24 protein-coding genes and 1 tRNA gene are annotated in these 22,707 nt (G+C 66.9%); 15 read left to right on the top strand and 10 right to left on the bottom strand.

From position 1 onward, the window contains the following. Positions 1-55: 55 nt before the first annotated feature. Positions 56-1,081 carry an aldo/keto reductase gene (locus BAU07_RS22360; RefSeq protein ID WP_066662649.1) on the bottom strand — a complete coding sequence of 342 codons (1,026 nt, stop codon included), beginning with the start codon at positions 1,079-1,081 and terminating at the stop codon, positions 56-58. Positions 1,082-1,364: 283 nt separating this feature from the next. Here BAU07_RS22360 and BAU07_RS22355 point away from each other — a divergent pair, with 283 nt between their 5' ends. The 3 genes from BAU07_RS22355 (at position 1,365) to BAU07_RS22345 (ending at position 4,465) form a co-directional block, all read left to right on the top strand. Then, positions 1,365-2,297 carry an NUDIX hydrolase gene (locus BAU07_RS22355; RefSeq protein WP_066662646.1) on the top strand — a complete coding sequence of 311 codons (933 nt, stop codon included), beginning with the start codon at positions 1,365-1,367 and terminating at the stop codon, positions 2,295-2,297. 264 nt (positions 2,298-2,561) lie between these two features. Continuing rightward, complete coding sequence (nadC, locus tag BAU07_RS22350; protein WP_066665643.1) at positions 2,562-3,392, top strand: carboxylating nicotinate-nucleotide diphosphorylase; 831 nt, start codon at positions 2,562-2,564, stop codon at positions 3,390-3,392. An 11-nt stretch (positions 3,393-3,403) separates the two neighbouring features. Next, on the top strand, positions 3,404-4,465 hold the full coding sequence (locus BAU07_RS22345) for a tripartite tricarboxylate transporter substrate binding protein (RefSeq protein WP_084025925.1): 1,062 nt from the start codon (positions 3,404-3,406) through the stop codon (positions 4,463-4,465). A gap of 10 nt (positions 4,466-4,475) precedes the next feature. Here BAU07_RS22345 and fabI read toward each other — a convergent pair whose 3' ends face one another. From fabI to gloB, 3 genes are all read right to left on the bottom strand, one after another. Next, entirely contained in the window at positions 4,476-5,258 is a 783-nt protein-coding gene (fabI, locus tag BAU07_RS22340; RefSeq protein ID WP_066662645.1) for an enoyl-ACP reductase FabI, read from the bottom strand. Positions 5,259-5,400: 142 nt separating this feature from the next. Next, a complete protein-coding gene (locus BAU07_RS22335) occupies positions 5,401-6,822 on the bottom strand; it encodes a transglycosylase SLT domain-containing protein (RefSeq protein ID WP_066662643.1) in 1,422 nt (473 codons plus the stop codon). Between the two features lie 7 nt (positions 6,823-6,829). Beyond that, positions 6,830-7,603 carry a hydroxyacylglutathione hydrolase gene (gene gloB, locus BAU07_RS22330; RefSeq protein ID WP_066665641.1) on the bottom strand — a complete coding sequence of 258 codons (774 nt, stop codon included), beginning with the start codon at positions 7,601-7,603 and terminating at the stop codon, positions 6,830-6,832. A 148-nt stretch (positions 7,604-7,751) separates the two neighbouring features. Here gloB and BAU07_RS22325 point away from each other — a divergent pair, with 148 nt between their 5' ends. From BAU07_RS22325 to BAU07_RS22305, 5 genes are all read left to right on the top strand, one after another. Next, positions 7,752-8,516, top strand: coding sequence for a class I SAM-dependent methyltransferase (locus tag BAU07_RS22325; RefSeq protein WP_066662641.1), 765 nt, complete (start codon positions 7,752-7,754; stop codon positions 8,514-8,516). 94 nt (positions 8,517-8,610) lie between these two features. Continuing rightward, a complete protein-coding gene (gene rnhA / locus BAU07_RS22320; RefSeq protein WP_415830472.1) occupies positions 8,611-9,099 on the top strand; it encodes a ribonuclease HI in 489 nt (162 codons plus the stop codon). A 19-nt stretch (positions 9,100-9,118) separates the two neighbouring features. Continuing rightward, positions 9,119-9,856: a DNA polymerase III subunit epsilon gene (dnaQ, locus tag BAU07_RS22315; protein ID WP_066662638.1), complete on the top strand. Its 738-nt coding sequence runs from the start codon at positions 9,119-9,121 to the stop codon at positions 9,854-9,856. Positions 9,857-9,918: 62 nt separating this feature from the next. Next, positions 9,919-9,993: transfer RNA gene (locus BAU07_RS22310), tRNA-Val, on the top strand. Between the two features lie 152 nt (positions 9,994-10,145). After that, entirely contained in the window at positions 10,146-10,802 is a 657-nt protein-coding gene (locus BAU07_RS22305) for a hypothetical protein (protein WP_066662636.1), read from the top strand. A gap of 137 nt (positions 10,803-10,939) precedes the next feature. On the opposite strand, the gene BAU07_RS22300 is transcribed toward BAU07_RS22305, so the two are convergent. After that, complete coding sequence (locus BAU07_RS22300) at positions 10,940-11,140, bottom strand: hypothetical protein (RefSeq protein WP_066662635.1); 201 nt, start codon at positions 11,138-11,140, stop codon at positions 10,940-10,942. 437 nt (positions 11,141-11,577) lie between these two features. Continuing rightward, positions 11,578-12,312 (bottom strand): IclR family transcriptional regulator, encoded by a 735-nt coding sequence (locus BAU07_RS22295; protein ID WP_066662634.1) that lies wholly within the window; start codon positions 12,310-12,312, stop codon positions 11,578-11,580. Between the two features lie 167 nt (positions 12,313-12,479). On the opposite strand from BAU07_RS22295, the gene BAU07_RS22290 reads away from it, so the two are divergent. From BAU07_RS22290 to BAU07_RS22260, 7 genes are all read left to right on the top strand, one after another. Next, positions 12,480-13,298 (top strand): enoyl-CoA hydratase/isomerase family protein, encoded by an 819-nt coding sequence (locus tag BAU07_RS22290; protein WP_066662633.1) that lies wholly within the window; start codon positions 12,480-12,482, stop codon positions 13,296-13,298. Positions 13,299-13,381: 83 nt separating this feature from the next. Further along, positions 13,382-14,362: a Bug family tripartite tricarboxylate transporter substrate binding protein gene (locus BAU07_RS22285; protein WP_066662631.1), complete on the top strand. Its 981-nt coding sequence runs from the start codon at positions 13,382-13,384 to the stop codon at positions 14,360-14,362. 108 nt (positions 14,363-14,470) lie between these two features. Further along, a complete protein-coding gene (locus BAU07_RS22280) occupies positions 14,471-15,454 on the top strand; it encodes a Bug family tripartite tricarboxylate transporter substrate binding protein (protein WP_066662628.1) in 984 nt (327 codons plus the stop codon). Positions 15,455-15,494: 40 nt separating this feature from the next. Next, positions 15,495-16,694 (top strand): CaiB/BaiF CoA transferase family protein, encoded by a 1,200-nt coding sequence (locus BAU07_RS22275; RefSeq protein ID WP_066662626.1) that lies wholly within the window; start codon positions 15,495-15,497, stop codon positions 16,692-16,694. After that, positions 16,691-17,539, top strand: a complete 849-nt coding sequence (locus BAU07_RS22270) for a citryl-CoA lyase (RefSeq protein WP_066662624.1) — start codon at positions 16,691-16,693, stop codon at positions 17,537-17,539. Before BAU07_RS22275 ends, BAU07_RS22270 begins: the two co-directional genes overlap by 4 nt. Positions 17,540-17,553: 14 nt before the next feature. Beyond that, positions 17,554-18,660 (top strand): mandelate racemase/muconate lactonizing enzyme family protein, encoded by a 1,107-nt coding sequence (locus BAU07_RS22265; protein ID WP_066662621.1) that lies wholly within the window; start codon positions 17,554-17,556, stop codon positions 18,658-18,660. Positions 18,661-18,684: 24 nt separating this feature from the next. Then, positions 18,685-19,614 (top strand): SMP-30/gluconolactonase/LRE family protein, encoded by a 930-nt coding sequence (locus tag BAU07_RS22260; RefSeq protein WP_066662618.1) that lies wholly within the window; start codon positions 18,685-18,687, stop codon positions 19,612-19,614. A gap of 81 nt (positions 19,615-19,695) precedes the next feature. On the opposite strand, the gene BAU07_RS22255 is transcribed toward BAU07_RS22260, so the two are convergent. The 4 genes from BAU07_RS22255 to BAU07_RS22240 are packed head-to-tail and all read right to left on the bottom strand — an operon-like array spanning position 19,696 to position 22,699. Continuing rightward, entirely contained in the window at positions 19,696-20,370 is a 675-nt protein-coding gene (locus tag BAU07_RS22255; protein ID WP_066662615.1) for an amino acid ABC transporter permease, read from the bottom strand. 3 nt (positions 20,371-20,373) lie between these two features. After that, entirely contained in the window at positions 20,374-21,051 is a 678-nt protein-coding gene (locus BAU07_RS22250; RefSeq protein ID WP_232338183.1) for an amino acid ABC transporter permease, read from the bottom strand. A gap of 21 nt (positions 21,052-21,072) precedes the next feature. Further along, positions 21,073-21,819, bottom strand: a complete 747-nt coding sequence (locus tag BAU07_RS22245; protein ID WP_066662612.1) for an amino acid ABC transporter ATP-binding protein — start codon at positions 21,817-21,819, stop codon at positions 21,073-21,075. Between the two features lies 1 nt (position 21,820). Beyond that, positions 21,821-22,699, bottom strand: coding sequence for a transporter substrate-binding domain-containing protein (locus tag BAU07_RS22240; RefSeq protein WP_066662609.1), 879 nt, complete (start codon positions 22,697-22,699; stop codon positions 21,821-21,823). Positions 22,700-22,707: the final 8 nt, after the last annotated feature.

The following is a 22,707-nucleotide window of genomic DNA, read 5'->3' as shown; positions in this document are numbered from 1 at the left end:
ACTGCTGCCGGACGCCTGCGCGAGCGATCGCCCAGGTGGCCGGCAGCGTCTGCCCTTAGACGGGGGAGGGGTTGCGTTCGGCGAAACCAGTCTGGTGCCAGTACGGATACGCGCGCCCGGCCTTGCTGGCGGCGTCCAGGCGGGCGACCTGCTCGGCGGTCAGATTCCATCCGACCGCGCCCAGGTTCTGGCGCAGTTGCGTTTCGTCGCGGGCGCCGATCAGCACTGTGCTGACGGTGGGGCGTTGCAGCAGCCAGTTCAAGGCAATCTGCGGAATCGTCTTGCCCGTTTCCTTGGCGATGGCGTCCAGCGCGTCCACCACGCCATACAGGTATTCATCGGGTACCGGCGGGCCCCAGTCCTTGGTCTTGTGCAGACGGCTGACTTCGGGCAAAGGCTGTCCGCGACGGATCTTGCCGGTCAGGCGGCCCCAGCCCAGCGGGCTCCATACCACGGCGCCCACCCCCTGGTCCAGACCCAGCGGCATGAGTTCCCATTCGTAGTCGCGGCCGATCAGGGAGTAGTACGTCTGGTTCGCGACGTAGCGGGGATAGCCGTAGCGGTCCGCCACCGCCAGGGACTTCATCAGGTGCCAGCCCGAGAAATTCGACACCCCGGTGTAGCGGATCTTGCCCGCCCGGACCAGCGTGTCCAGCGTGGACAGCACTTCCTCCACGGGCGTGCGGGCGTCGAAGCCGTGCAACTGGAACAGGTCGATATAGTCGGTGCCGAGGCGCTTAAGCGAGCCTTCCACCGCCTGGATAAGATGAAAGCGCGAGGAGCCGACGTTATTGGGCTCGTCGTTGAAGCGGAAAGTCGCCTTGGTGGACAGGATGACCTTGTCGCGCCGGCCCTTGATCGCCTCGCCCAGGATCGATTCGGAGGCGCCGCGCGAATAGATGTCCGCGGTATCGAACATCGTCACGCCTTCGTCCAGGCAGATGTCGATCAGGCGGCGCGCTTCGGATACGTCGGTCTTGCCCCAGGCTTCGAACAGCTCGCCCTTGCCGCCGAAGGTGCCCGTGCCGAAGCTCAGTACGGGAACCTTGAAACCGGATGCGCCCAAATGTCGGTATTCCATGTGTACCTCTACAAGAAAATCAGGGGAACGCGCCGCTGGCCCGCATGCCTGCGATCAAACAAGGATCGCCGGCCGTCGGCGCAGCAACGCGATGCGCGACCGGATATTCTGCGCCTATCGCGCTCGACGCGAAATCGCTACGATCCGACAACACTTGTCCGCTGACGGAACAGATGCACGGGCGCGCCTCGTATAATGCGATGCCGCGCGGGCGGTGGCCCTATGCCGGCACCGCGCGTGCCATCCGCCGCTGGCCCGGCCTCGTCGCCATAGACGCGCACCCTTGACCGAACCCACTGTAGACCGCGTTTCCACCGAACTGGTTGCCGTACTCGTGGCCGTGACCGACGGCGAGCCACGCGTGCTGACGACGGAAGACGCGCGCGCCTTGCCGGCCGGTCCATTCCAGTTCGCGCATCGCTCCCTGCAGGCAGGCCTGAGAGCCTGGGTGGAGGCCCAGACCCATCATCCCCTGGGTTACGTCGAGCAGCTGTATACCTTTGCCGACCGCGATCGCGCCGAGCACGCTGACACACGGATCATCTCGGTGAGCTACCTGGGTTTAACCAGGGAAATGGGACACACCGGCGTTGCCCGCGTCGGCTGGCAAAGCTGGTATCGGTATTTTCCATGGGAGGACCGGCGCGACGGCGTGCCGGCGTTCGTGGCCGGCATCGTCGAACCGCGGCTGCGGCGTTGGGCGGCCGGCGGGCCGACGGCGCAGCGCGGCCGCCGCTACGAGCGCATCGCCATCACCTTCGGTCTGGATGGGGCCGCCTGGAACGAGGACATGGTGCTGCAGCGGTACGAGCTGCTCTACGAAGCGGGACTGGTTCCTGAGTCCGGGCAGCGCCCGATCAGGCCTGCGCTGCCGGGCACGCCCATGGTGCATGACCATCGGCGCATATTGGCCACCGGCATCGCGCGGTTGCGCGCCAAGATCAAGTACCGGCCCGTCGTTTTCGAATTGATGCCCGAGGCCTTCACACTGCTGCAATTGCAGCAGAGCGTCGAAGCGTTGGCCGGTAGAGGCCTGCACAAGCAGAATTTCCGCCGCCTGATCGAGCAGCAGGAACTGGTCGAGGAAACGGGCGAGATGACCCAGGGCGCCGCCGGACGCCCCGCCAAGCTTTTCCGGTTCCGCCGCGACGTGATGCTGGAACGCGCGATATCCGGCAGCAAGCTTCCATTGGCCCGCGAACCGCATCCGGTCTGACTGTTGGCGGAGCGGCTAATTCGCCACCGGAATAAGCCCCTGCCCAAAAAGAATAAAGCCGGCTCACAAATTCGTTGACAAGGAATTATGCTCAGAAATAGTATAAGTGCGTCCGACAAACCCGCCCGATTAAGACTCAATATGAGCATAAACTCGCTCCATCCCGCCTTCGCTTCCGACGCCTCCGGCCTGCGTGCCCCCGGGCAGCCCAGGGAAGCAGCGTCCGGCGCCGCAGATACCGCGCGCGCCCACCTGCCGCCTGCCATGCCCGCCATCATGCTGGAGCCGCTGGTCCGCGCCACCTTGCTGGAAGACCTTGGCCGGGCGGGCGATATCACCACGGACGCCATCGTCGACGCCGACCAGCGGTCGCGCCTGCGCCTGGTGGCGCGCAAGGCTGGCGTACTGGCGGGGCTCGACCTGGCGCGCCTCGCCTTCACGCTGGTCGACCCCGCCATCCAGTTCGTGCCGCATCTGCGCGATGGCGCGCGGTTGGAGCCGGGCAGGGAAATCGCCGCCTTGTCGGGGCCGGCGCGCGGCATTCTTACCGCCGAGCGTACGGCGCTGAACTTCCTGTGCCACCTGAGCGGCGTGGCCTCCGCAACCGCGGAAATCGCGGACGCCATCCGGCCTTATGGCGCGCGTGTGACGTGCACGCGCAAGACCATGCCCGGTATGCGGGCCGTGCAGAAGTACGCCGTGCGGGTGGGCGGAGGCAGCAACCACCGCTACGGGCTGGACGACGCCATGCTGATCAAGGACAACCACGTCGCCCTGGCCGGCGGCATACGGCAGGCCGTGACCCGTGCGCGGGCCGCGGCGGGCCATCTGGTCAAGATAGAGCTGGAAGTCGACACCCTGGCGCAATTGGAAGAAGCGTTGAGCCTGGGCGTGGAGGCGGTGCTGCTGGACAATATGTCGCTGGACGAACTGCGCCAGGCCGTGGCCATGGCGAAGGGCCGCGCGATCACCGAGGCGTCGGGCGGGGTCACGCCCGACACCGCGCCGGCGATCGCGGCCACGGGCGTGGATTTGATCGCCATCGGCTGGATCACCCATAGCGCCCGCGTGCTCGACATCGGCCTTGACGTCTGAGGGGGCGGATCATGAACCGGCTCGGACGCGTCGCGCGACGCCTTTTGCGGTGGTCGCCGCGCGCGGGCATCCTGGCGCTGGCATGCGTGATCGCCGCTGCGTTGGGGGCCAGCGTGGCGCGTAGCGGCGAGCAGGCCGGCCACGCCGGCGCGGCAAGGCCGGCAGAGGCCGGCGCCGATTATCCCTCGCGGCCTATTACCGTGGTGGTGACATTCCCGCCGGGCGGTGGCACCGACCTGCTGGCGCGCCGTCTTGGCGCGGCCTTGCAGCATGACCTTGGCCAGAGCGTGGTGGTGGAGAATCGTCCTGGCGCCAGCGGCAATATCGGTGCGCGCGACGTGGCCCAGGCCGCCCCGGACGGTTATACGCTGTTGATGGTCAACAGCTCGTACGCGATCAATCCAGGCGTGTATCGCGACCTGCCTTTCTCGCCGCGCGATGACTTGAAGGGCGTGATCAACGTGGCCTTCGTGCCGTCGGTACTGGTGGTCCCGGCGGCATCGCGGTTTCGCGACCTGCACGACCTGCTCGCGGCGGCCGCTCCGGGCGGCAAGCCGGTCAGCTATGCCTCCTGCGGCAATGGGACGCCGCAACACCTGGCCGGCGAGATGCTGCGCATGGCCAGCGGGCGCGCCTTGCAGCATGTGCCCTATCGCGGTTGCGGTCCGGCCCTTGCCGATGCGCTGTCCGGCCAGGTCGGCATGGGTATCGTCACGGCGTCCAGCGCGGCGCCGTTCCTGGCGTCCGGAAAACTGCGCGCGCTGGCAGTGACCTCACCCGAGCGCTCCGACCTCATGCCGGCGGTGCCTACGGTGGCGGAGCAGGGCTATCCTGGCTATGCGCTGGACCAATGGCATGGCCTCCTGGTGCCGGCGGCCACACCCGCCGTCGTCGTCGCGCGTATCAATGCCGCGGTAGCGGCCATCATGCGGCGCGAGGAGATGCGCCACGCCCTGCTGCAATTGGGCTACAGCCCCACGGCGAGCACGCCGCAAGCGTTCCAGGCGCTGATCGAGGCCGATATCGACCGCTTCGGCGCTCTGACGGCCAGCATGGGGCTGCACGCCGACTGACCCGGGCTGCCTACTCCATGCCGGGGACGACGGTCGAGAACCCCGCATCCACATGGGTGATTTCGCCGGTGACGCCGTTGGCGAGGTCCGAAAGCATGAACGCCGCGACGTTGCCGACGTCATCGATGCTGACGTTGCGGCGCAGCGGCGCGTGGGCTTCGACGAACTTCAGGATGGACGAGAAGTCCTTGATGCCGCTGGCAGCCAGGGTCTTGATCGGACCGGCGGAAATGCCGTTGGCGCGGATGCCCAGGGGGCCCAGCGCGGTCGCCAGGTAACGCACGCTGGCTTCCAGCGATGCCTTGGCCAGGCCCATGGTGTTGTAGTTGGGGACCACGCGTTCGGCACCCAGGTAGGTCAGCGTCAGCACCGCGGCATTGCGGCCTTTCATCAGCGGCAGCGCAGCCTTGGCCAGCGCGGGAAAACTATACGCGGAGATGTCGTGCGCGACCCGGAAGCCTTCGCGCGACAGGCCGTCGAGGAAATCGCCGGCGATCGCCTCGCGGGGCGCGAAGCCGATGGAATGGACCAGGCCGTCCAGGCCGTCCCAGCGCTGGCCCAGCTGCGCGAACGCGGCTTCGATCTGCGCGTCCTCGGCGACGTCGCAGGGCAGCACGATATCGCTGCCGAATTCGTTGGCGAATTCCGTTACGCGGTCCTTGAAGCGGTCTCCGACATAGGTAAAGGCCAGTTCCGCGCCTTCCCGATGGCAGGCCCGGGCGATGCCATACGCGATGGAACGATTGGAAAGCACGCCCGTGACGAGTATGCGTTTGCCGGCGAGAAAGCCCATGTGTGGTCCTTGAATGACAGTCCAGGAAAACCGCTATTTTAGGTGATGCGCGCGGACGCCGCCCCATGTGAAAACGCCGGCGCAAGGCGCCGGCGTTGCAGGGCTGAGCAGGGCGCGGCACGGGCCGCGCCGTAAGCCGGGGCTAACCGCGCACGCTGGTGCCCGGCACGCGCAGGGTGCTGCCTACCTTCAGGTTGTTGCCCTTCAGGTTGTTCAGCGCGCGCAGCGCGTCCACGGTGGTGCTGTACTGCCGCGCCAGCGAGAACAGCGTGTCGCCGGACCGCACCTTGTGCTGGCGCACATTGGGCCGCGGGGCGCTCATCTTGGCCGATGCCACATGCGCGGTGGCGCTGCGCACGCTGCCGGTCCGCGCCGGAGCTTGCGGCGCGGAGCCCGCCGTGTCCAGCGACGCGAGCTGCACGCCGCCTTGCGACGGCACCAGCAGGCGCTGCGCCGAGGCATGCTTCTGCCGCGCGGGAATGTCATTGATGTCGCGCAGCGTCGCTTCGCTGATACCGAAGCGTTTGGCGATCGCGCCATAGGATTCGCCACGCCGGGCTTCGTACACCTTCCAGTTCGACAACTGGCCCTTGTAGTTGTCCAGGTTGGCGTTGAAGATCGCCACGCGGTCCGCCGGCAGGATCAGGTTGCTGGCGTGTTCGCCGCGGATGACCGGACGATTGAACGAAGGGTTGAGCGCCTTGAACTCGTCCAGCGGCATTTCGGCCAGGCGCGCCGCGACCTCCACGTCGATGTCGCGATTCTTGCGCACCGTCGCGAAGTAGGGCGTGTTGCTGACCGGCGGCAGGACGACCGCGTATTTTTCCGGGTTGGCGACGATGTTCTTGATGGCCTGCAACTTGGGCACGTAGTTGCGGGTTTCTTCGGGCATCGACAGCGACAGGTAATCGGTGGGCAGGCCGGCGGCCTCGTTCTTGGCCATCGCGCGCTGCACCGCGCCTTCGCCCCAGTTGTAGGAGGCCAAGGCCAGATACCAGTCCCCCTGCATTTCGAACAGCTTGTCCAGGTAATCGAGCGCCGCATTGGTGGAAGCGATGGGGTCGCGCCGTTCGTCGCGCCACCAGTCCTGCTTCAGGTTGAAATGCTGCCCGGTGGCGGGCACGAACTGCCACAGCCCGGAGGCCTGGGCGCGCGACAGGGCGGTCGGGTTGTAGGCGCTCTCGACGAAGGGCAGCAGCGCCAATTCCGTGGGCATGCCGCGCTGGTTGATTTCGTCGGTGATGAAGTAGAGGTACTTGCCGGCGCGCTCAGCCATGCGCTGCACGGCTTCAGGATGCGAGGCGTAATAGTCGGTCCACTGATCGACCAGGGGGTTATGCAGGTTGGGGATGGCGAAACCGCGGCGGATGCGGTCCCAGACGTCGCGCGAGGGGTGGGTGAGATCGATGGTGCGCGACGTCACGGTGGCGACGTAGCGCGTCGGATACCCCGGTTGGTTGGCGTCGAGTTGTGTGCTTGTGAGGTCTGCCTGCTTGTGCGACGTTCCTGCGCATCCGGCCAGTACGGCCACCAGCACAGGAAAAATGAGTCGGAACAATTTCATTGGGTAATCACTTGAAGTTGTTTTTCCATTCGCGAAGTACGGCAAATACTTCGACTGGCGAGGTTAGCGAACGCCCAGCCCATACTGCGGCAGCCTTGGCAACGTCAACTTGCTGTGCGCGCAAGAAAGGATTGGTGTCCCGTTCCAGCCCTATTGTGGAAGGCAGGGTGGGAAGACCGCGCTCGCGCAGTCGCTGGGCCCGCTCGTACCACTGTTGCAGGGTGCGGTTGTCCGGTTCTACGGCCAGTGCCCAGCGCAAGTTGCCGAGAGTGTACTCGTGTGCGCAGCAAACTTGTGTTTCAGCCCGTAATGTTACGAATTTCGCCAGCGACGCCGCCATCTGGGCCGGCGTGCCTTCGAAGAGCCGGCCGCAGCCTCCCGCGAACAGGGTATCCCCGCAGAAAAGCAGCGGCTCCAGGCCCACGGCACGGCCCACATAGGCGATATGGCCCGCCGTATGCCCCGGTACATCGAGGACGTCCAGCCGCAGATCCAGCTCCGGCAGCTCGACCGTGTCGCCTTCCTTGAGCGGAAAATCGCACTGCGGCAGGATTTCCCCCGCAGGGCCATATACGACGGCCCCCGTGGCGCGCGACAATTCGAGCACGCCGCCCACATGGTCGTTGTGGTGGTGCGTGAGTAGAATGGCGCGCAATTGCAGCCCGTCGGCCTGCAGCGCACGCAGTACCGGTTCAGCGTCGCCCGGGTCGACCACCGCGGCCAGGCCTTGGCGGCGCAGCAGCCAGATGTAGTTGTCCGAGAACGCCGGCAGCGGCACCAGTGAAGTATCCTCGTCCGCCCCGCCGCGTGACGGCGCGTTCCCTTCCGGGAATGCGTGCTGCCCGGGGCCGGGCGGGCGGCGATCAGGACCGGATGCATGGACGTCTGCGCGGGCGGAAGTGGCTTGCATCATCTAAGGAACCTATAGCGTGGCAGAAGAAAGTGCGCCGATTGTAGAACTGGCTGAATGGTTTCAGACGCCACCCGGTCAATACGTGCTGCGTTGGGAGCAATCCCAGTTCGACGCCGTGGTCGCCGACGTCTTCGGCTTCAACGCCTTGCAGGTCGGGCTGGCGGAGCTCGATCTGCTGCGCGCGAACCGCATGCCCTTCAAGGCCTACGTGGGCACCGTGATGCCCGAGCCCGATGCCGCGGCGCGCTGGCAGGCCTGCACCTTGGCCGATCCGCGCGCCTTGCCCTTCGCTTCGCAGAGTATCGACCTGCTGGTACTGCCCCATGCCTTCGAATGCACCGACGCGCCCCACGATGTGCTGCGGGAAGTGGAGCGGGTGCTGATGCCCGAGGGCCGCGTAGTGATTTCCGGTTTCAATCCCTGGAGCCTCTGGGGGGCGCGCAACCGCATGCCGGGCATGGAGCCGTGGCTGCCCCACGCGCCATCGGCGCAGGTGTCGCTGGTGCGGGTAAAGGACTGGCTCAAGCTGCTGTCCTTCGAGGTCGATCGCGGCCGTTTCGGGTGTTATTCGCCCGCCTGCCGCACCGATGTATGGCTGCAGCGCTGGCGTTTCATGGAGGCGGCGGGCGACCGCTGGTGGGCGGTGTGCGGGGCGGTCTATATGGTGTCGGCGGTGAAGCGCGTGGCCGGCATGCGCCTGATCGGCCCTGCCTGGAAGCAAAAGCGCAAGGCCGCGCCGGCCGCTTCCGTGGTGGCCAATCACCGCTCGGGCCCTGTGTGAGCCCTTGCTGTAATGGCAACGGGGATAATGTTTGATTCGAATGCAGGAAATCAGGGTTTTGACCAAAACGAACAGCGGGACAGGCATGGATGCCATGACGGACACGAAAAGCATGGCCGATGCACGACCAGAGCCGGAGTCGGTGGAAATGTGGACCGATGGCGCCTGCAAGGGCAATCCGGGGCCGGGCGGCTGGGGCGTACTGATGCGTGCCGGTCCGCATGAGAAAACCCTGCATGGCGGGGAGTTGGCCACCACCAATAACCGCATGGAATTGCTGGCGGTGATCGAGGGTCTCGGCGCCTTGAAGCGGCCATGCGCCGTGACCATCCATACGGATTCCCAGTATGTGATGAAAGGCATGACGGAATGGCTGGCGAACTGGAAGCGCCGAGGCTGGGTCACCGCGGACAAGAAGCCTGTCAAGAACGCGGACCTGTGGCGGCTGCTCGACGAGCAGGTGGCCCGCCATGACGTGTCGTGGCGCTGGGTGCGCGGCCATGCCGGGGATCCCGGCAACGAGCGCGCCGACCAGCTGGCGAACATGGGCGTGGACGCGGCGCGGCGCGGCAAGGCGGCGTAGGGACGGGTACACTACCGCCATGCGTCAGATCATCCTCGACACCGAAACCACCGGCCTGGAGCCCGCACAGGGCCATCGCATCGTCGAAATCGGCTGCCTTGAAATCGTCAACCGCATGGTGACGGGCAACACTATGCACGTCTACCTGAATCCGGACCGCGACAGCGATCCGGAAGCATTGGCGGTGCACGGCCTGACCACGGAATTCCTGGCGGACAAGCCACGTTTCGAGGACATTGCCGAGGATCTCGTGCGCTTCCTGGATGGCGCGGAAGTCATCATCCACAACGCCGCCTTCGATACCAAGTTCATCAATGCCGAACTGGCGCGCCTGGGCAGGGCGCCCATGCACGAGTTCTGCACCACCATCACCGATTCCCTGCTGCACGCGCGTTCGCTGCATCCGGGCAAGCGCAATTCCCTGGACGCCTTGTGCGAGCGCTACGGTATCTCCAACGCGCACCGTACGCTGCACGGCGCCTTGCTGGACGCGCGGCTGCTGGGCGAAGTCTGGCTGGCGATGACCCGCGGCCAGGACGCGCTGCTGATCGACGTTGACAACGCGAGCCAGGAAGGGGGATCGGAAGGCCTGCTGCTGACGCGCTTCGATGCGTCCGTGCTGCCGGTGATCCGCGCCAGCGACGAAGAACTCGCCGAACACGCCGCCTACCTGGGCGCCTTGGACAAGTCCGTGAACGGCGCCTGCCTGTGGCGCCAATGGGATCCGGCACCTGCCGAAGAGCGGCAGGCTGCATAACCGCATGGCCGACCGCGATTTGCATGCGCGAAAAATCGCGTGCTAGAATCGCGGTCTCTCTTGGGCGGTTAGCTCAGTGGTAGAGCACTGCCTTCACACGGCAGGGGTCACTGGTTCGAAACCAGTACCGCCCACCAAGAATCCCTGGAAAGACAAAACGAAAGGCCGGCTTGTGCTACCGCAGCCGGCCTTTTTGTTTCTGCGCGGCGGACGTGTCCCGCGCAGCCGGCGGAACGAAAGCAAGGCGTTTCCCACGTAGCGTCTCCATCGTTTCAGGCGCGACGCAACCATGACCGTTGTTTCTTCCGCTTCCCTTTCCAACATCGCCGCTTTCGCTCCATCCCTGGAAGCCGAGGAAGGCCCCGATAAGCCGCGCGCGGGTTGGCTCATGGACAGTTTCGAGCGTGACCTGCAGGCTTCGATGCAAAGGTCGATGTCCAACTTCAGTCACGCGGGCCGATCTTCCGATGGGGTAAACAGCACGAGCCGGTCCGCCGGCTATCGTTACTCGTCTTCGGACGCCGAGGTCGCCACCCCTGCGGCTCTGCATGATGGCGCTGCTGGCGGTACTCCCGACGTATCGCCCTTCGATGCCAAAATGACCACGCGGATCTCGGCGTACAACAAGATGATTGCCGACGGGGAACGCATTTTGGTAAATGGGCCGGACGGGGTCGCGTTGCCGACCAATCCGCTGACGGTACGCGCCTGGTTGTTCAATATCGGCCTGGCCTTCGACAAGGTCAACCTTGTGATCCGGGAAACCGATGCTCCGGATTGCCAGCGCCGCAAGGACAAGGTCGAAAGGGTTCTTCATGTGTTCCGGAACAACGGGATATTCGAACTGGTGGTGAAGGCGATCAAGCTCAGGTTGTCCTACGATGACGAGCGCGCGAGGGCGCAGGCCGAGCGGCTTATCCGTTACGCGTTCGGCAATAGCATCTAGGGCAGGCCGCGGCCTGCCGCTTCCAGGATCACAGGTGTTTTGCCTGGCCGGGGCTCCGCGGTCGAGTTGCGTCTTTCCGGCTCAGCAGCTGTCGGCAGCAAGCGCCTGCAGGGCCGCCATGCCTGCCGCCGTCCCGCTCAAGAATCAGAGCCGCTGGGATTCTCGTGGCGGCCTTTGTTATACCAATTCACCCAAGCCTGATCTGCCATGGAGCCAAGCTGCACCTGCCACTGTTGGCTTCCGAAATAGTCGATCGCGGCATCCACGATATACGAGCGAACGGGAACCGATATTGAAATGTTCCCGATGTCCTGCTGGGTTTGCGACTTCTCTTCCATAATCGCTCTCCTTCAAGGTAATGGTCGCGCCAGAGATGGCCGGCGGCATCGATGGCGAGGGAACGGCCGTTGTCCGCCAGTACGGGGCCGCTGCCTTTGTACGCGATGTGCACGACCTGCACATTGGCGTCGTTCAGCGGCGGAAGGCTGGACCGATAGGATCGGCTGGTAAGAAAACGCCTGCGGGAACGGCCAATGAAAAGGACGGCCAGCAAAGTGTAGGCATGCCCACGATGCATAGAGGCGTAATTCTGCGTAACGACCGTGCTGCACAACAGGTCGCGCCACGCCGCGCCGCTATGCGGCAGCCGGGGGAGCAGAGCATGGGCGGTCGCTATGCCTTTGGGTCTGCGCCGCGAGCCGCGCCGTCACGCGATCGGCCTGCGTGGCATCGCGCAAGGCGCCCTCCGGGCGCTCATATCGTGCGTGCGTTTGTATCAGGCGACCGGCGGCTCCGGATAGTGCCCGCCCAGCATCATGGTCAATCTGCGCGCCGCCTGCGTGACCGGTTGGTCATAGGCCGCGTCGAAGCGATCGGCCGGCATGGTGAGCGTGAGGGCGCCCACCAGTCCGCCGTCCGGGCCGAAGACCGGCGCGGCGATGCCGGCCAGTTCCGGGACGCGGTCGCCGACCAGCACCACCACCTGTTCGCGCCGGATACGGGTATACAGCGGACCATGCGCACCGCTGAAGGCCATGAGCACGCGACCGCCGGCGCCGCGGTTCAGCGGCAGAAGGTCGCCGACCCGGATGTGGTCGCGCACGGGGCGCGGCGAGTCCACGCGGTGCAGGCAGAGGCGCCGGTCGCCCTGCTGCACATGGAAGGCTGCGCTTTCCTTGGTCTGCGCGACCAGTTGGCGCAGGGCCGGCATGATGACGGATTCCAGGGAAAAGGAGGCCGCATAGATCTGGTGCAGGCGCACGATCCCCGCGCCCAGGGCGTAGCAGCCGTCCGGCTGGCGCTGCACCAGGTGGGCGTGTTCCAGCGACGCCAGCAGGCGCAGCACCGTGCTTTTGTGCATCTGCGTCAGCGCTGCGATATCGGCCAATCCCAACATCGGCGCGGTCGCGGAAAAGACACCCAGGACGGACAGGGCACGGTCGACGGCGGCCACGCCGCCTGCGGCGGCATTGCGGTCGGCCAGGGAGGGTGTGGCGGATTTCCTGGGCATGGATGGGCAGGGTCGCAAGCCACCGGGAATTGACATTCGCAGTGGGCTTGTACATCATAGATAGAACACTATTCTATCTAATGAAACTAATGGAGACAAGCCGCCACTCGTCCGGGGACGATGTTCGCCGGACCGAATCTGCTGCGTCGAGCACGGAACCAGGGGACGTGAAGGAAGCCGGCGGGCCGGCGTTCGCGGCGGATTCGAACGATGCCGATGCCGATGCCGATGCCGATGCCGATGCCGATGCCGATGCCGGTGGCGGCTGCGTGGTCGTCGAGCGGCATGACGCCTGGGCCGTCGTTCGCATCGCGCGGGCGGCCAAGCGCAATGCGCTGGACCGCCGTACGCGTGCCGCGTTGCTGGAGGCCTTCGAGCGCCTGGCCGCCGACGCGCGCTGCATCGTGCTGACCGGCACCGCGGGAAGTTTCTGCGCGGGGCTGGACATCAAGGAGCGGGCGCGCGAGCGTGCGGCCGGCCTGGCGGATACCGCTGGCGCGGAATGGATCGACCTGAACATGGCGATACGGCGGCATCCCGCGATTTTCATCGCGGCGGTCAATGGCGTGGCGCTGGGGGGCGGCGTCACGCTGATCAATTCCTGCGACCTGGCCATCGCGGCGCGGGATGCGAGCATCGGTTGTCCCGAACTGGCGGCGGGCGCGTACGCCAGCGCAGCGGGGCCGACGGCCATGCTGTCGTTGCCGCGCAAGCGCGCGGCGTGGCTGCTGCTGACGGCCGAAAGCATCGATGCCTGCACCGCGGAGCGCTGGGGGCTGGTCAACGAGGTCGTGCCCACCGAGGCGCTGCTGCCGCGTGCCCACGCCCTGGCGGCGCGCATCGCGGCCTTCGATGCCGTGGCCATCGCCGAGACGAAAAAATCGCTGGACCATGTTCCCGCCCGCGTCCACGACTGGGAGGGCGCACTGCGCTATGGGCAGACGGTGAGTGCCGCCATCCGCGCGCGCCAGGCGGAAGACCGTTGAGCGCCATCGCGACGGCATGCCTGGCGCAGTACTCGACACCCTCGAACGTTCCACACAACGATGTCCAACAGGAAGGAGACACGATGAATCCACACCGCCGCGCCCTGATCGCCGGCATGGCCGCCTCGCCCTGGCTGTCCTTGCCGGGATTGGCTCGCGCCCAGGCCTACCCGGCCGGGCCGATTACCCTGATCGTGCCCTTTCCCCCCGGCGGTGGCACCGATGCCTCGTCGCGACTGATCGCGCAGGCCGTCACGCAACTGACCGGCTGGAACATCGTGGTCGAGAACCGCCCCGGCGCCGGCGGAAATATCGGCCTGGGGCTGCTGGCCAAGGCCAACCCGGACGGCATGACGCTGGGCATGGGCCAGACCTCGAACCTGGCCATCAATCCATCGCTGTACAAAACCATGCCCTATGACGCCCGCAAGGCGTTCGCGCCGGTGGCCCTGGTCGCCGGCCAGCCCATGATCCTGGTGGTCAGGGAAGGCGGCGCGCATCGCACGCTGCAGGACATCGTGGCGACGGCCAAGGCCAAGCCCGGCACCTTGAACATGGCGTCGGCGGGCATCGGGACGGTCGGCCACCTGGCGGGCGAGATGTTCGCCAAGCAGGCCGGGATCAAGTTCTTCCACGTGCCTTATCCCGGCGCGGCCCGCGCGCTGGCGGACCTGGCGGGCGGCCAGGTCGACCTGTACTTCGGCACGCCGGCCAGCGTGCTGCCGCTGATGCAGTCGGGCAAGTTGCATGCGGTGGCGGTGAGTTCGCCGGAACGCCTGCCCGCGGCCAAGGATGTGCCGACGATCGCGGAATCCGGCTATGCCGGATTCTCGGCGGAAGACTGGAAGGCCCTGGTCGCGCCCGCGGGCACGCCGGCCACCGTGGTGGCACGCTTGAACGAGGCGGTTAACCAGGCGCTGAAGCAGCCGGCCACGCAGAGCCGCTTCGCGGCCGAGGGTAGCGTGACGCTGGGTGGAAGCGTCGAGGATTGCGCGAAGTTCATGGCGAGCGAGTATGACCGCTGGGGGCAGGCGGTGCGCGATTCCGGCACGAAGATGGAGTAGCGGGCCGGCTTCCAACCTGTTCAACAGCACCGCATCCCATCGCAGCGCGCGGCATCTCACCCAAAGCACAACACAGCACCACACAACACAACAGCCCACGGAGACATCATGAATCATCGACCCCTTCGCCGCCTGTGCGGCGCCCTGCTGGCGTTCTGCCTGGCTACGTTCGCCGGCGCGGCAGCCGCGGCCGATGCCTATCCGAGCCGGCCCCTCAATTTCGTCGTGCCCTTCAGCGTGGGCGGCTCGACAGACCTGGTCGCGCGACTGGAGGCCAAGGCATTGAGCCAGATCCTTGACGCCTCCGCCGTGGTGGAGAACCGCACCGGCGGCGGCGGGGTGATCGGCTGGGGCGCGGTGGCGCGATCCGCGCCGGATGGCTACACGCTGCTGACGGTGGAGATGTCCTATGCCATCGCCGCCAGCCTGATACGGAACCTGCCGTACGAGCCCAAGACCGCGTTCGCCCAGATCACCACCCTGGTACAGGTGCCGCACGTGCTGGTGGTCCATCCCTCGGTACCGGCCAAGACCGTGCAGGAGTTCATCGCGCTGGTCAAGGCGCACCCGGACAAGTATTTCTTCGGGTCGGGCGGTGTCGGCACGAATACGCACCTTGGCGGCGAACTCTTCAACAGCCTGGCGGGCGTGAAGATGTCGCATATTCCCTTCCGTGGGGCGGGTGCCGCGATGCAGGACCTGATGGCGGGCCGGGTCCAGGCCATGATCACATCGGTGCCCACGGCCCTGTCGCAGATCCGTGCCGGCAAGCTGCGCGCGCTGATGGTCGCCAGCGACCATCGCATCGATGCGCTGGCGGATGTCCCCTCGGCCAAGGAAGTGGGCCTGCCCGGCATGGACATGCAGTTCTGGGTGGGCTTCGCGGCGCCGGCGGGCACGCCGAAACCGGTGATCGATACCTTGAATGCCGCCATGGTGAAGACGCTGTCCACGCCTGAAATGAAGGCCCAGCTCAAGGAACTGGCGCTTGAGCCCGTAGGGAATACGCCGGAGCAGGCCACCAAGCTGGTAAACGACGAAATCGCGCGCTGGCGCACTGTGATGGAGAATGCCGGCATCAAGCCGGAATAGCCGGTATCGCGCCATCGCATCGATAGAGGAAACACACTTCATGTCCAAACCCCTGGCGGGCGTCCGCGTGCTGGACTTGACCAATGTCCTGGCCGGACCCTTTTGCTGTCATCAACTCGCCCACATGGGCGCCGACGTTATCAAGGTGGAAACGCCCGGCAGCGGCGATCTTGCGCGCCAGCTTGGCGCCGATCCGGCGCTGAACCAGGCCGGCATGGGCGTGTCCTTCCTGGCGCAGAATGCCGGCAAGCGCTCGATTTCGGTGAACCTGAAGCACGCCGCCGGCAAGGAGGTCTTCCTGAAGCTGGTGCGCGGCGCCGATGTCGTGGTGGAGAATTTCCGGCCCGGCGTCATGCAGCGGCTGGGCCTGGGCTTCGAGGTGCTGCGCGCGCAGCGCCCGGACCTGGTGTACTGCGCGATCTCCGGCTTCGGGCAGGACGGGCCGCTGAAGGACTATCCGGCCTACGACCAGATCATCCAGGGCATGTCCGGCGTAATGAGCATCACCGGCGATGCGCAGACCGCGCCTTACCGGGTCGGGTATCCCATCGCCGACACGATAGGCGGCATGACCGCCGCCTTCGCCGTGGCCGCGGCCCTGGCGGAAAAGCCGCGGACGCAGGCCCGTTTCATCGATGTCTCGATGCTGGAAGCAACCATGGCGACCATGGGCTGGGCGGTGTCCAACTACCTCGTGGCGGGCCGGGCGCCGGGCCCCATGGGCAACGAGAACATCACGGCAAGCCCGTCGGGCACCTTCCGTACGGGAGACGGCCTGCTCAATATTGCGGCCAACAAGCAGGAGCAGTTCGAAGCGCTGTGCCGCGTGGTGGGGCGGGACGACCTGATCGCGCATGCCGACTACGCCGAGCGGCAGGCGCGGCTGCGCAACCGCTACGCCTTGAAGGCGGAACTGGAATCGGCGCTGGCCGCGCGGCCGGCCCAGGAATGGTGGCCACTGCTGACGCAGGCCGGGGTGCCCTCCGGTCCCGTGTACAGCGTCGAGCAGGCCCTGGCGCATCCGCAGGTCAGCGAGCGGGGCATGGTGGCGACCTTTCCCGAGGTGCCCGGCGTCGGGCGCGACGTGCGGCTGGTGCGCACCGGTTTCAAGCTGGACGGCCAGGCGCCCGCGGTCGATGATCCGCCGCCCGTGCTGGGCCAGCACAACGATGAACTGTTGGCGCAGCTGGGCTACGGCGCCGACGAGATCCGCACATTGAAGGAGCAAGGCGCGATATGAACCAAAGCGACGAGCAGGACGCCGGCTGGGAAAGCCGCCAGTGGTGGCGCACCGAAATCACCGATATGAGTCCGGGCGTGATCCGCTATCACGGGTACGCCATCGAGGACCTGATCGGCAATGTCGGCTTCGCGCAGATGGCCTGGCTGATGTTGCGCGGCGAACTGCCCACGCCGGGGCAGGGCAGGCTGCTCGATGCCGCCCTGATGGCCGCGGTGGACCATGGCCCGCAGGCGCCGAGCATCGCCATCGCCCGCATGGCGGCGACCTGCGGCGTGGGCCTGAACAACGCCATGGCTTCGGCCGTCAATGTGCTGGGCGACGTGCATGGCGGGGCGGGCGAGCAGGCGGTGGGCTTGTATGAGGATGTGGCCGCGCGCATGCGCGACGGCGCGACGCGCGACGCCGCCGTGGCCGCGGCGCTGGACCACTATGTCGAGCATCACGGCAAGTTCGTGTCCGGGTTCGGCCACCGCTTTCATCATCTGGACCCGCGCGCGCCGCGCCTGCTGGCGCTGGTGGACGATGCCGCACGTGCCGGCGAGGTGAGCGGCCAGTACGCCGATATCGCGCGTGCGATCGAGGCCGCGCTGGCCGCCCGCAAGGGCAAGGCCATACCCATGAACATCGACGGGGCCACCGCGGTGATCTACGCGGAGCTGGGCTTTCCCGCGCCGCTGGCGCGCGGGTTGTTCTGCCTGTCGCGCTCGGTCGGCATCCTGGCGCACGCCTGGGAGCAGACGCGCCAGGGAGGCCGCAACAAGGGACCCATTCCCCGGCAATACATTCCGCTGTACGACGGCGTGGCCCCGCGTCCGGTGCCAGACCAGGCCAAACAACCCTAGCCCGGGAGAATGCCATGCGGATCGAACGGATCGAGGCCATAGCGCTGCGCATGCCGCTGCCGCGGCCCTTGAAGGCGGCCACCGCCCTTATTACGCACCGCTGCACCGTCCTCACGCGCGTGTATACCGCCGATGGCGTAATCGGCGAGTGCTTCGGCAATAACGAAGATGCCGGCCAGGCGGAGATCCTGCGGCTGATACGCGAAGAACTGGCGCCGGTGCTGGTGGGCCGCGACGCCATGCTGGTGGAGGATTGCTGGCAGGCCATGCAGCCGGCCACGCGCGATATCCTGCGCGATCGCCGCCTGGCCATCCGCGCCATTGCCTGCGTGGACGCGGCGCTGTGGGACGCGGTCGGCAAGGCGCTGGGTGTGCCGCTGCACCGCCTGTGGGGCGGTTATCGCGACGAGGTGCCCGCCTACGCCATGGGCGCCTACTATCGCAGCGAGGACGACCTGGGATCGGTGGCGCGGGAAATGGCCGCCCTGCGCGAACAGGGCTTTGCCGGCTGCAAGATCAAGGTGGGCGCCTTGTCGCCGCAGGACGACGCCGCGCGCGTGCGCGCCGCACGCGACGGCGCCGGGCCCGGGTTCAAGCTGATGCCCGATCCCAACCAGGGCTGGACCTACGAGCAGGCCCTGGCCTTCGCGCGGCTGGTGGAACCGCTGGACATCCATTGGCTGGAAGAGCCTTGCCACTGGTCCAACGACCGCCAGGACCTGGCGCGCCTGCGCCGCACCGTGCCCATACCCATCTGCGCGGGGCAGAGCGAGATCAGCGCCGCCGGCTGCCGCGAGCTGATGGCCGCGGGCGCCATCGATGTCTGCAACTACGATCCCAGCTGGGGAGGCGGGCCGACGGCGTGGCGCAAGGTGGCTGCCGTGGCGCATACCTATGGCGTCGGCGTGCTGTCGCACCTGGAGCCGCAGGTCGGCGGCATGCTGGCCGGGTCCGCGCCCAACGGCGTGGGCGTCGAGGTGATGCAGCCCGACCGCGACCCGCTGTACCACGCGCTGGTGGCGAACCGCCCCGCCATCGCCGACGGTCGCATGCGCCTGCCGGAGGGCCCGGGCTGGGGCCTGGTCCTGGACCGCGATGTCGAACGCCGCCTGGCGGCTTGAACTGGAACCGGCCGAGGAGCCGATATGTGGAATATGCGCTTCACCCCGCCGGTCGTTATCGAGGCGCGCGAACTGACGCGCCTGCCAGAAAGCCTGCGCAACGCCCGCGAGAATCCCTGGTCCTCGGCCAACAAGCCGGGCCATCGCATCGACAGCTTCCTGGAAGGGCCGGCGTTCGATCGTGCGGGTAATCTGTATGTCACCGACATCCCCTATGGGCGCATCTTCCGCATCGATGCGGCGCTGAACTGGGAGCTGGTCGCCGAGTACGACGGCTGGCCCAATGGCATCGCCATCCATGCCGACGGCTCGTTGTGGATCGCGGATTACCGCCGCGGCATCCTGCGGCTGGATCCCCGTAGCGGTACGCTGGACGCCCCGCTGGGGCACCGCAATTCGGAGGGCTTCAAGGGCCCGAACGACCTGACCTTCGATGCGGCCGGCAATCTGTACTTCACCGACCAGGGGCAGACGGGCCTGCACGATCCCAGCGGCCGCGTCTACCGCCTCGCGCCGTCCGGCAGGCTGGACCGCCTGCTCGACAACGTGCCCAGCCCCAACGGCCTCGTCCTGGACAAGGACGAGGCCTTCCTCTACACCGCCGTGACGCGCGCCAATTCGGTATGGCGCGGGCCGCTGTTGCCGGATGGTTCGCTGTCCAAGGTCGGGGCGTTCCGGACCTTCTTCGGTGCGAGCGGCCCGGATGGCTTGGCGATGGACGCGGACAATCGGCTGGTGGTGGCGCATGCCAGCCTGGGCGGCGCCTTCCTGGTGGAAGCCAATGGCGACGTGACGCATTTCATCCGCAGCCCCATGGGCGGGACGGTCACGAACATCGCGTATCGTCCGGGCACCTCGCGCCTGGTGATGACGGAGTCGGCCAGCGGAACGATCCTGGAAGCGGAGCTCCCCGCGCCGGGCGCGGCGCTGTTCTCGCACCGTGCCCCGGCATAGGCGCGTTGTGCGGTGCCTGCTTATGGCGTTCGTCCGGTGCACTGTTGCTTGGCGCGGTGCGGGCGCCGGCTTCGTGCCTGCTCAGCGCGACGCGATGTGCCGGTGCTCCAGTCGGCTGAGCAGGCGCACCACCGGCCATAGCAGCGCCAGATAGAACAACGCGGCCAGCACGATCGGCGAAGGGTTGTAGACCAGCGACTGCGCGTCGCGCGCGACGCGCAGCAGCTCCGGCAAGGCCACCGCGCTGGCCAGGGTGGTCAGCTTGACGACCTCCAGCGTGTTGCTGATCAGGTCCGGCATGACGTTGCGCGCGGCTTGCGGGATCTGTACATACCAAAGGGTCTGCGCCGCGCTCAGGCCGGTGGAGCGCGCGGCTTCGACCTGTCCGCGCGGCACGCTTTCCAGGCCGGCGCGGAAGACCTCGCCGTAATAGGACGAGTTATTCAGCATGAAGCCGATGGCCACCGCCAGCAGCTTGGGCAGGTCCAGGCCCAGGAAAGGCGCGCCGAAGTAGATGAAAATCAGCAGCACCAGGGGCGGCAGGGCACGGAAGAAATCGATGTAGACGGCCAGCAGGAAGCGGCTCCAGCGCTGTTTCAGCGTGATGGACAGCACGCCGATCACCAGGCCGGAGGCCAGGCCCACGGGGATCACGAGCGCGGACAGCAGCAGCGTGCGGCCCAGTCCCTGCAGCAGGTAGGGAGCGACGCTGACATAGATATCGAGATTGAAGAAGTTCTGCAGCAGCTGGTCCATGGCCTAGTTCTTCCACCTGAAGCGGGTCTCGGTCCACCGCCCGAGCAACACCACCGGAATGAAAATCGCCAGGCAGGCGAGGGCCCCCAGGGTGAGCGGCGTGGCGTTGCCCGCGTTGCTGCTGGCGGACTGGGCATTGTTCAGGACCTCGCTCAGGCCCACCACGGATCCCAGCGCCGTGCTTTTGGTGATGGCGATGACGCGGTTGGTCAGCGGCGCCACCGTCAGGCGCACCGCCTGCGGCATGACGACATGTCCCATGGATTGCAGCCAGGTGAGTCCCGTGGCGCGCGCCGCTTCGGCCTGGCCGCGCGGTACGGACAGGATGCCGGCCCAGAATATTTCCTCGGCGAATGCGGCCAGCACCAGGGTCAGGGACAGCCAGGTCGCGGTGAACGCCGACATCGACAGGTCCACATAGGGAAACGCGAAGAACAGCACCATGATGACCACGAGGGGCGGCAGGGCGCGCAGGACGTCGGCGAAACAGACGATGAGGAAGTTCACGGGCCGCAGGTGCAGGGCCCGCAATACCGCCAGCGCCAGGCCCAGCGCCAGCCCGCTGGCCGCGACGGCCACGCCCAACTGCACGGTGACCCACATGCCGGCCAGGATGTCGGGCAGGTAACGCCAGGCGACCTCGGCATTGAAGAAGGAAAAGCCCAGCGCTTTCAGGTCCATGGCAGTGTTCCGTCTTGGCGTTCAGGCCGCATGCTCGCTCATGCGCGCCAGGAAGGTGCGCGTGCGCGGTTGCGCCGGCGCGCCGAACACCTGGGCCGGCGTGCCCTGTTCCACGATGACGCCGGCGTCCATGAAGACCACGCGGTCGGCGGCGGCGCGGGCGAACCCCATCTCGTGGCTGACCACCACCATGGTCATGCCGTCGCGCCTGAGCTCGCGCATCACGTCCAGCACGCCGCCGACCAGTTCCGGGTCCAGCGCGCTGGTCGGTTCGTCGAACAGGACGACCTTGGGATTCAGGGCCAAGGCGCGCGCGATACCGACGCGCTGCTGCTGGCCGCCGGACAGCTGGTCCGGATACGCGGCTGCCTTGTCGGCCAGGCCCACACGGTCGAGCGCCTGCTGGCCCCGACGGTCGGCTTCCGTGCGCGCGAGCTTCTGCACCTTGCGCAACGCCAGCGTCACGTTGCCCAGCACGGTCATGTGGCGATAGAGGTTGAAGTGCTGGAAGACCATGCCGATGTTCTGGCGGATGCGGTTCAGGTTGGCGCCGGGGGCCGTGATGTCTTCGCCATCGACCAGGATCTGCCCGGCGCTGGCGGTCTCCAGCCGGTTGCAGCAGCGCAGCAGGCTGCTCTTGCCCGAGCCGGACGGCCCGATCATGAAGACCAGTTCGCCGCGTCGCACCTCCAGGTCGATGCCTTTCAGGACGGCGTTGGGCCCGTACGATTTGTGCAGGCCGACAATTTGCAGGATGGGGCGCTCCATGTCAGCACTGCAGCTTGACCGGCGTCGCGTCGTAGCCGTCCAGTTCGGGCACGCCTTGGCCTGCGCCCACCGTGGCGGCGGCCGAGCCGGGCGCGGGCGTGAAGCCGAACCACTTCTGCGCCAGGGCCGATACGGTGCCGTTCTGCTTCAGGCACTTCAGGGCGGTGGATACGCGGTCGCGGCCGGCCTTGTCGTCGAGCCGGAAGGCCAGCGCCCACACCAGTCCGGTGCGGAGGGTGTAGCTGGTCTTGACGGCCGGGTTCTGCTTCGCGGCCCAGGCGCTGACGGTGTTGCCCGCCAGGTTGGCGTCGGCGCGGCCGGACTGCACCGCCTGCACGGCATCGGCGTTGCTGGCGTAGACGTCGTACTTGAAACCGTATTGCGCGGCGTTGTCGCGCGCCCAGTTTTCGTAGGCGGAGCCCTTGTTCACCGCCAGGGTCTTGCCCTTCAGGTCCTGCAGCCCGGTGATGTCCGGCTTGTTCTTCGCGATCAGGAAGGTGTAGTCGGTATTCAGGTAGCCCTCGGAGAACAGCAGCGATTTGGCGCGCTCGGGCGTGGCCGTGGTCGGCGCCAGCACGAAGTCGTACTTCCTGGCGTTCAAGCCCGGGATCAGCGCGGCGTACTCCGTGCCCTCGATCTTGATCGTCGTTCCCAACTGCTTGGCCAGCGCTTCGCCCAGGTCGATATTGAAGCCCTGCAAGCCGCCGCCCAGCTTGGGCATGGCATGCGGCGCGAAGGTCGCGTCCACCCCGGTGACCAGGGGCTGCGCGGCGCCGGCCGTGCCGGCGCAGGCCATGGCGACCAGGGTGGCGGCCAGTCCGGCCGACAGGACGAGGCGTCGGGAGCGGAGCGAACGGTGCGGAAGGGGCGGACGGGACATGGGGCGCT

This window comes from Bordetella flabilis (assembly GCF_001676725.1).
Taxonomy (GTDB): Bacteria; Pseudomonadota; Gammaproteobacteria; order Burkholderiales; family Burkholderiaceae_B; genus Bordetella_C; species Bordetella_C flabilis.
This window is presented reverse-complemented; position numbering and strand designations above follow the sequence as displayed.